General features: G+C 69.7%; 6 protein-coding genes and 3 pseudogenes. 6 read left to right on the top strand and 3 right to left on the bottom strand.

Features of this window, described 5'->3' with window-relative positions; all coding sequences use genetic code 11:
* The first annotated feature begins 270 nt into the window (after positions 1-270).
* On the top strand, positions 271-1077 hold the full coding sequence (locus ACVV2G_RS32910) for an IS5 family transposase (protein ID WP_453842038.1): 807 nt from the start codon (positions 271-273) through the stop codon (positions 1075-1077).
* On the opposite strand, the gene ACVV2G_RS32905 is transcribed toward ACVV2G_RS32910, so the two are convergent.
* A complete protein-coding gene (locus ACVV2G_RS32905) occupies positions 1019-1525 on the bottom strand; it encodes a hypothetical protein (RefSeq protein ID WP_453842056.1) in 507 nt (168 codons plus the stop codon). The genes ACVV2G_RS32910 and ACVV2G_RS32905 overlap by 59 nt on opposite strands.
* Positions 1526-1830: 305 nt before the next feature.
* On the opposite strand from ACVV2G_RS32905, the pseudogene ACVV2G_RS32900 reads away from it, so the two are divergent.
* The 4 genes and pseudogenes from ACVV2G_RS32900 to ACVV2G_RS32885 form a co-directional block, all read left to right on the top strand.
* Positions 1831-1947, top strand: a pseudogene (locus ACVV2G_RS32900) (IS5/IS1182 family transposase); the annotation flags it as partial.
* A 162-nt stretch (positions 1948-2109) separates the two neighbouring features.
* Positions 2110-3336, top strand: a complete 1227-nt coding sequence (locus tag ACVV2G_RS32895) for a 2-isopropylmalate synthase (protein ID WP_453846436.1) — start codon at positions 2110-2112, stop codon at positions 3334-3336.
* Positions 3333-4154, top strand: a complete 822-nt coding sequence (locus ACVV2G_RS32890) for a hypothetical protein (RefSeq protein ID WP_453846435.1) — start codon at positions 3333-3335, stop codon at positions 4152-4154. The genes ACVV2G_RS32895 and ACVV2G_RS32890 overlap by 4 nt, the downstream gene beginning before the upstream one ends.
* A 60-nt stretch (positions 4155-4214) precedes the next feature.
* Positions 4215-5069, top strand: coding sequence for an IS5 family transposase (locus tag ACVV2G_RS32885; RefSeq protein ID WP_453846434.1), 855 nt, complete (start codon positions 4215-4217; stop codon positions 5067-5069).
* Between the two features lie 80 nt (positions 5070-5149).
* Here ACVV2G_RS32885 and ACVV2G_RS32880 read toward each other — a convergent pair.
* Together ACVV2G_RS32880 and ACVV2G_RS32875 are read right to left on the bottom strand one after the other, a co-directional pair.
* A pseudogene (locus ACVV2G_RS32880) lies at positions 5150-6353 on the bottom strand (IS3 family transposase).
* A gap of 435 nt (positions 6354-6788) precedes the next feature.
* Positions 6789-7316, bottom strand: a complete 528-nt coding sequence (locus tag ACVV2G_RS32875; RefSeq protein WP_453846433.1) for a hypothetical protein — start codon at positions 7314-7316, stop codon at positions 6789-6791.
* 56 nt (positions 7317-7372) lie between these two features.
* Between ACVV2G_RS32875 and ACVV2G_RS32870 the strand changes: the two are divergent.
* Positions 7373-8226: pseudogene (locus tag ACVV2G_RS32870) on the top strand (IS5 family transposase).
* The last annotated feature ends 7 nt before the right edge of the window (positions 8227-8233 follow it).

Here is an 8233-nt window from a genome sequence, read left to right as displayed (position 1 = left end):
ACTGGCTGTTCTCTATCCGTGCGGGTGCTCGGCCGGGGCTCGAACAGGGTGCTGGATCGGGTGAGTTGTCGGGTGTTCGGACATGAAGGAAGGGCCTCTTGGTAGCTCGCGGATGTCGAGTCCAGCGAGGAGCAAGAGGCCCTGTTGTCGAAGTGTCGCGTGGTCGCAGTGGCCGGGTCCAGTCCGTCCACTCCTGGGTGTGACTGTCTCGCCCACAGGTTCGGGAATGCGGCCGACCGCCCGGGGCGCCGGCCCCGGTACGGCTCGGACATGAGCGATGCCGAGTGGGCAGCAGTGCGGGATCTGCTGCCGGTTCCGGGATGGCTGGCCGGCCGGGGCGGGCGGCCGGAGGGTTACTGCCACCGGCAGATGATCGACGCGGTGCGCTACCTCGTCGACAACGGCATCAAGTGGCGGGCGATGCCGTCGGACTTCCCGCCCTGGCCGCGGGTGTATGCCTTCTTCGCCCGCTGGCGGGACGCGGGACTCGTGGCCGAGCTGCATGACCGGCTGCGCGAGGCGGTCCGTGATGCCGAGGGACGCGACCGGGAGCCGAGTGCGGCGGTCATCGACTCGCAGTCGGTGAAGGCGGACGCCACCGTCGCCCTCACCTCGCGGGGCTACGACGCGGGCAAGAAGATCAATGGACGCAAGCGGCACCTGCTCACCGACACGCTCGGTCTGCTGCTGGCAGTGCTGGTCACCCCGGCGTCGACCACCGACCGGGACGCCGCCCGCCTCCTGCTGCCCGCGGCCCGGGGCCGCTTCGGGCGGCTGGCACGGGTGTGGGCCGACGGCGGCTACACCGGCCACCTCGTCGACTGGAGCGCAACGCAGCTCGGCGTCGTCCTGGACATCGTCCGCCGCAGCGACGACATCCGCGGCTTCCAGGTCCTGCCCCGCCGCTGGGTCGTGGAACGGTCTCTCGCCTGGTGCCTGCGCAGTCGGCGCCTGGTCCGGGACTACGAGCGGCGCACCGACACCAGCGAAGCGGTCATCCTGTGGTCGATGACCATGCTCATGAGCCGCCGCCTGGCCGCCCGGTGTCAGGAGCCTGTTGCGGCGCGGGCGGCATGAACCTGCCCGGTTTCGCTTCGACCAGCCAGCCCCGTTCCACCAGCCGTTTCAGCCGGGCCCTCGCCCCTTCGACGCGGGAGGCGGACGCGCTGTCCCAGCCCAGCACCACCGCCGCCCGCCGGGCACCCAGCCCGTCGCCTCCCGCATCGACCGCGGCGGCCATCAACGCCTGGTAGTCCGGCGACAACTCCGCCACCCCACTCGCGTGTCGCCGGTGCGGCACCGCCCGGCGAGGCCCGACCGCCTTCCTCCGCGGCACCTCGCCGGCCCCGTCGGCGGGTGCGTTCTCCTCGGCCAACGCTTCCAGATACTGCTCCAGACCGATCACCCGGCGCCGGTGCACCTCCTCCGCCTCCGCCAGAGCCGCCCGCACCCGTTCCAGCTCGGCTTCGAGGTCCTTCACCTGCGCGGCTGCGGCCTTCTGCCGCGTCTCCAGAACCGCCCGCATCGACGGCATCCGCTACCTCCACGACATCTCGCCCGGCAACAAGCCCAGGCTCCCGCAGCAGCTGCTACTTCATGCCTGACCAGCGAAGACGTCACACGAGGTTCGGAAAGAGAACGGTCTCTCAGTCGCCCACGCCTTCTGCACCCTGCAGCGGCTGAGCCGATCCCCAAAAGAGACGGCGTCGGCCTGAGCCTCTACCGAGTCGTCCGCGAACTGCAACGACTCCTCGCAATCTGGACCGGCGCCTGCCCCACCTGTCACCGCGACATCCCAGACCTCACACCGACATGACCAAGCCCTACTAGCGGGACCCGCCCGAACGGTTCGGGCCGTGGAAGACCGTCTAGGAAAGCCATCGGCTGTGGTCGGCCGACGGGACGTGGGAGCGTCTGCTCCAGCAGGTCCAGGCCGCGGCCGACGTGCTCCTGCGCGGCCGTCGCCACCGGATCGGAGCGATCCGCTGGCCAATGGCGGGTGGCGTGAATTAGTTGATATCTTCACCTCTTCGTAACGGAACCTTGCCACTCTGTAACCAGAGTCCATGATCACCTATAGAAGTGACTACTTCGCCCCAGGAGGCTTCGATGGACGCTGTACGGCAGTCGGCACGGGCAGGCAGGTTGGTGATCTGGGAGGAGTCGGCCCGGGACGGTGCCCAGGCCAAGACACTCATGACCCCGGAGTTCCGGGTGCAGTTGGCCCGCGAGACGGGTCGCGTGTTCGGCGAGGACGGGCCACGGCACGTGGTGTTCGCGGCCGGCTTCCCCGCGGTATGCGGCGAGGAGTTCGAGGCCGTGCGCCGGGTCGCGGCCGAGGCCGAGGGGACGGTCAGCGTGGCCGCGGTGTGCCGGGGCGCGCTCAAGGACGTCGAGCAGGCCGTTGCCTCGGTGCGCGGCAGCCGTCACGCGCGCGTGATGGTGGTGGTGCCCGCCTCCGAGGCGATGTCGCAGGTGATGGTCCACAAGACGGCCGAACAGGCCCTCCAGGGCGGCGTCGACCTGGTCAAGGCCGCCCGTGACCTGGACGAGGCGGTGGCGGTGGACATCTGCCTGGCCGACGCCTCCCGCGCCGACGCGTCCCTCATGAGCGACTACGCGCAGGCCATGACCGACGCCGGTGCGGGTCTGGTGGTGCTGGCCGACACGGTCGGCGCGCAGTTGCCCGACGCCTGCCGCGACATGTTCGCCGCGGTGCGCGCCGGTACCGACGACGACGTGGTGCTCGCCTCCCACCTGCACAACGACCTCGGGCTCGGGCTGGCCAACACGCTGCAGGCACTGGCCTCCGGGGTGCGGGTGGTGTCCAGTTCGTGGCTGGGCATCGCGGAGCGGGCCGGCATGGTCGCCACCGAGCAGTTGCTGTTCCTCCTCGCGCGGCACGGTCAGGAGTTCCTGAACACCGACGCGACACCTTGGTGGACTGCTCCCGACCTGACCCGGCTCCCCACGATCGCGCAGATGGTGGCGGACGAGACCGGGGTTCCGCTGAGCGTCACCACTCCGATCGTCGGTACCGGAGTGGGCACCATCTCCACCGGTACGCCGTTCGTCCACCCGCAGCTCTTCCAGCCCTACGACCCAACTCAGGTGCTGGGCATCGAGCCGCGGATCCTGCTGACGCAACTGGCCAGCGCCCGCGTCATCAGCGCTGCCGCCACCCGCCTCGGTCACGACCTTGACAGGGAGCAGACCCGCGCAGCGATGACCTGGGTCAAGACCCGTGCCTTCCGCACCGGCAGAGCCGTCGTCGACGAGAGCGCCTTCGCCGACTACCTCGACGGCCTCGTCCACACCCACCGGGTCAGCGCATGACCGGCAGCCCGGCCGAGCACGTGGACCGCGGTCCGGTGTCGCTCGCACAGGCCTGTCAGGCCCTGCGTGACGGTGAGGCCGTGGTGCTGCCCAATCCGGCGCCGCTCACCCACGTCGTCACGGCGCGCCGAGCCCGGACCGTGAACGAGGCCAAGGGCCGCCCCGGCGACCAGTCGGTCGCCCTGTGGGCCCACCATCCCGACACGGTGCGCGCCCTCGACGACGTCTGGGCACTGGGCCCCGACGAGAGGACGACGGCCCGGTGGCTCCTGGTGCAGGAACGTTTCACCGTCCTGGTTCCGGTCCAGGACGGCATCGCCCTGCCGGACTGGGCGACCCCGGCGGTCAAGGATGGCTGGATGCTGCTGTTCGGGGCCCGCTGGCAGCCTCTGCGGCCTCTCCTGGACGACCTGCCGCTGCTGTACGTCAGCAGCGCCAACCGCACCGGGCGCCCGCCCGCCGCCACCACCGCCGACGCTCTGGCCATGTTCCCCGCCACCGTCGCCGTACTGGCCGTTCCGGAAGCCGGGAACCCGCCTCCGGCGGCGGAGGCCACGAAGCGGCAGGCCACGACCACGATCCGCCTCCACTCCGACGGCCGCTTGGAGCTCCACCGGCACGGCGCACAGGACCGGCACCACTCCGACCCCGACGAGTACCTGCGGCACCTGCGGGCCTGGTGCGCGCAGGCGGTCCGGCAGCACGGCGCGGGCGACGCACCACCAGCCGCGTCACCCGTTTCGGCCGTGCACACGGGCAGCCTCCTCGGCGGTGCGTCCGGCGGGTGTGTCCAGTCAACGGCTGATCTTGGTTATTGAGGGTCAGACCGCGTTTGAGATCTGCCGTTGCCGTAGGCTCGGGCGGTCGTTGAGCTCTGTGTGAGTGGTTCTGGGGGCGGGTATCCGTCGGATCTGACGGACGAGCAGTGGGTTCTGGTGGAGCCGTTGCTGCCGGCGGCGCGGGTGGGGCCGAAGGGCGGGCGGCGGGAGAAGCATCCCCGGCGGCGGATCGTGGACGCGATCTTCTACGTGGTGCGGACCGGGTGCTCCTGGCGGCAGTTGCCGAAGGACTTCCCGCCCTGGCCGACGATGTACTGGTATTTCACCTGGTGGCACGATGATGGCACTGTCGAGCGCATCCACGATGCCCTGCGTGACCGGGTCCGCGAGGCCGATGGGCGCGAGGCCGAGCCGAGTGCTGGTTTGATCGACTCGCAGTCCGTGCGCACGGCCGACACCGTTCCCGCCGGGACCAGAGGCTTTGACGCGGGCAAGAAGGTCAAGGGCCGCAAGCGGTTCATCGTCACCGACACCCTTGGCCTGCTTCTGGCCGTCCACGTCGTCGCCGCGAGCATCCAGGACCGTGACGGCGCACGGCGTCCGCTGCTGTGGACCCGCCTGGACCACCCGGGTGTGAAGAAGATCTGGGCGGACCAGGGCTTCGCCGGACGCCTGGTCGACTGGACGGCGCAGATCCTCGGCCGCGAGCTGGAGATCGTCCGCAAGGATCCCGGCCAGCGGGGCTTCCAGGTCCAGCCCAAGCGCTGGGCGATCGAGCGGACGCTGTCGTGGATCACCGCACACCGCCGTCTCGCCCGGGACTACGAGCAGCAGCCCGCCCACTCCGAGACTATGATCCGCTGGGCGATGATCGGCATCATGGTCCGTCGGCTCACCCGCGGCCGACCAGCAACCCGACCAGGCCCCCGACCCCTCTCACGTGTCAACCAGTGAGATCTCAAACGCGGTCTCAGTGGCTGGTGGTGGGGGTGAGGTGTCCTTCGAGGCTGATCCCCGGGTGTGGACACCGGGTTTCACGCGACGAGTGACAGAGTACGTGACGTGGTCGGTTGCTGTTCGAATTCGGTTGGCGTGAGGTAGTCGAGCGCGGAGTGCCGACGGCGCCGGTTGTAGTACGACAGCCAGCGGAACAGCTCAAGCCGCGTCTGTGCCTTCGAGGCCCAGTGCCTCCCGTGGAGCATTTCGCGCTTGAGGCCCTGGAAGAACGACTCGGCGAGGGCATTGTCATAGCTCGAGCCGACGCGTCCCATGCTGCGGCGGATGCCGTGCCGGCGGCACACCTCGACGAAGGCGGCCGCACCGTATTGGGCGCCCCTGTCGGTGTGGAAGACGACGCCGTGGACCCGGCCGCCGCGGGCAGCCACGGCCATCTCGATCGCGTCGGTGACCAGGGAGGTGCGCATGTGATCGGCGATCGACCAGCCCGCCACCCTCCTCGAGCAGATGTCGATCACCGTGGCGAGGTAGAGCCAGGTCGTCCCGACGGCTATGTAGGTGATGTCGCCGCACCACCGGGTGTCCAGCGTGTCCGCGGTGAAGTCGCGCATCACCAGGTCCGGCGCGGGCGGCGCCGTGCGGTCAGCAATCGTCGTCCGCTTCTTCTTCCGCAGGTGCCGGCCGACGATGTGGTTGATCCGCATCAGCCGGGTGACGCGCTTGCGGTTGATCCTCCCTCCCCTCGCCCGCAGCTCGGCATGGACGCGCGGAGCGCCGTAGGCGCCATGGTGCTCGGCGTGGATGGCACGAATCTCGGCCACGGTCCGCTTCTCCTCGGCCTGGCGCTCGGCGCGGGCGGGCTCGGTGGCCAGGCGCCGGTAGTAGCCGGCGCGGGACGCCCCGAGCACACGGCAGATCCGCTTGACGCCGAAGTCGGCTCGGTTGTCGGGGATGAAGTCCCAGCGGCGGGGTCTCACTTCACCTCCCGGGCGAAATAGGCGGCTGCCCGGCGCAGGATCTCGCGCTCCAGGTGCCACTCCTTCTCGGCCTTGAGCAGCCGGGCGTTCTCCGCCCGCAGCCGGGCCAGCTCCTCCGCCTCGCTCCCGCCCGCGGCACGGCGTCCGGGCGCGGCCTCGGCGTCGTCCTTACGGACCCACGTCCGCAGCGACTCCGCGGTGATGCCGAGATCCGCGGCGCGTACGTCCGCTTGCCCGCCGCGGCGCGGTAGAGCGCGACGGCGTCCTTCCGGAACTCCTCCGGGTACGGAGACTTGCGTCCCACCTGGACATCCCCCTGGACCATCAAGATCCATTGTCAAGGTGTCCACTCCAAAGGATCAGCCTCAATGTTGAGCATGCACCGTTGATAGCGGCTGGGGGAGGGGCGCGATCAGCGGTTCGCCGAGTGCGCCGCCCGTGTGAGTGCAATAGTCATACCAGACTCCGGCCCCGACGCGGCCGCAGCTGACCATCGAACGAGCCGAAGCGCTCCCGGTGGTGAGTGCGTGGACTGGTCAAGCGTCAGCCGCCAGCCACCGGTCTTCCGGCCGCCCCGGCTGGCGACCGAAGCCGGTACCCCAACTACGGGGGGCACGGGTCGCAGCCTGCTTGTCAATTTGAGATGCCACCGGGGTGCAGCGGCGCGGAGATCGATCCTCTGAGGGCTCCCAGAGGACTGTTGCAGGCGGGATCGGGTGCCACGCCGTTCGCAGGATCATCAGTCGTCTTCAACGTCCAGCGGGGACGGGTCGCTTTCCCAGGCCAGATCGAGGACGTAGCGTTCGGTATGCGGGGTGTGCCGCCAGTCGGCCGCCAGGCGGGCTTCCGGCCCGGATGTGGCCAGATCGCGGAGTGTCGCTTCGTGATAACTGCCCATGGCCTGGCGGCCGGTCCACCAGGCGGTTCCCCGGTACACACCTGGGCGGGGCAAGGTCATGTCCCCGGCCGGTCCGTAGCTGAGCTGGTTGACGACCAGGGCACCGGTCTCGGACTCGAGGGTGATGGCGACGTGGCCTTCGTCGTCGCTCGGAGCAGGGGGAGGTGCGTCCCAGATACGGATGTCGATTTGGGCGGGGATGTCGGCCTGAAGGCTGTAGAGGTACAGGTGGTAGCCGTTGCCGGCCACCACCTGCCGGCGTGCGGCGTCCATGGCGGCTGCGTCGTCGAGGTAGGCGTCGGCGTCATACACCTCGATGAAGCGACGGCCTGGAACGGCGTTGACGCTGTACTCGGACAGGAGCCTCATGAATGGGCCTTTCTCTCAGCGGGTGCTCTAACTGGCTCTAACAAAAGCTGCTGATCATGAGGCTGTCGGCCGCTCTGCCCGTATGTCTGGGCATGGGAAACCGTCAGTCGCGGCCGTGGATCGTGTCGGACGAACTGTGGTCGCTGGTCGAGCCGTTGCTGCCGCAGCCGGGTCCGAAGAAGGCCGAGGGCAGACCGCGGGTGCCAGACCGGCAGGCCCTGTGCGGCATCCTCTTCGTCCTGCACACCGGAATCCAGTGGGAGTACCTGCCCCAGGAACTCGGCTTCGGCTCGGGCATGACCTGCTGGCGGCGCCTTGCGGCCTGGAACGAGGCCGGCGTCTGGGACCAGCTGCACCAGCTGCTGCTGAACGAGCTGCGGTCGAAGAACCAGCTGGACTGGGAACGGGCGGTGATCGACTCCTCGCATGTGCGGGCCGCCCGACGGGGCCCAAAAGCGGGCCCAGCCCGGTCGACCGCGCACGGCCGGGCAGCAAACACCACCTCATCGTCGACGGCCAGGGCATCCCGCTCGCGGTGTCGCTGACCGGCGGCAACCGCAATGACGTCACCCAACTCGAGCCGCTGCTCGACAAGATTCCCGCCGTCGCGGGCCGGGTCGGCAGGCCGCGCCGGCGCCCGGATGCACTGCTGGCCGACCGCGGCTACGACCACGACAAGTACCGCCGCCTGCTCTGGCAGAGAGGCATACGCCCCGTGATCGCGAAGCGAGGCGAGCCGCACGGCACCGGCCTGGGCACCTTCCGCTACGTCGTTGAGCGCACGATCGCCTGGCTCCACGGCTTCCGCCGCCTGCGCATCCGCTGGGAACGACGCGACGACATCCACGAAGCATTCCTGGGCCTCGCCGTCTGCCTGATCACCCACCGCCACGTCCAGCGGCTTTGTTAGGACCTCT

The sequence above is a fragment of the Streptomyces sp. JK94 genome, assembly GCF_053613315.1.
Note: the sequence above shows the minus strand (reverse complement) of the source record. Positions and strands in the feature narration are given on the sequence as shown.

Bases quoted from the DNA above. Each gene is read 5' to 3' on its own strand.
- ACVV2G_RS32910 (WP_453842038.1), top strand. From the start codon at position 271: ATGAGCGATGCCGAGTGGGCAGCAGTGCGGGATCTGCTGCCGGTTCCG.
- ACVV2G_RS32875 (WP_453846433.1), bottom strand. From the start codon at position 7,316: ATGAGGCTCCTGTCCGAGTACAGCGTCAACGCCGTTCCAGGCCGTCGC.
- ACVV2G_RS32905 (WP_453842056.1), bottom strand. From the start codon at position 1,525: ATGCGGGCGGTTCTGGAGACGCGGCAGAAGGCCGCAGCCGCGCAGGTG.
- ACVV2G_RS32895 (WP_453846436.1), top strand. From the start codon at position 2,110: ATGGACGCTGTACGGCAGTCGGCACGGGCAGGCAGGTTGGTGATCTGG.
- ACVV2G_RS32890 (WP_453846435.1), top strand. From the start codon at position 3,333: ATGACCGGCAGCCCGGCCGAGCACGTGGACCGCGGTCCGGTGTCGCTC.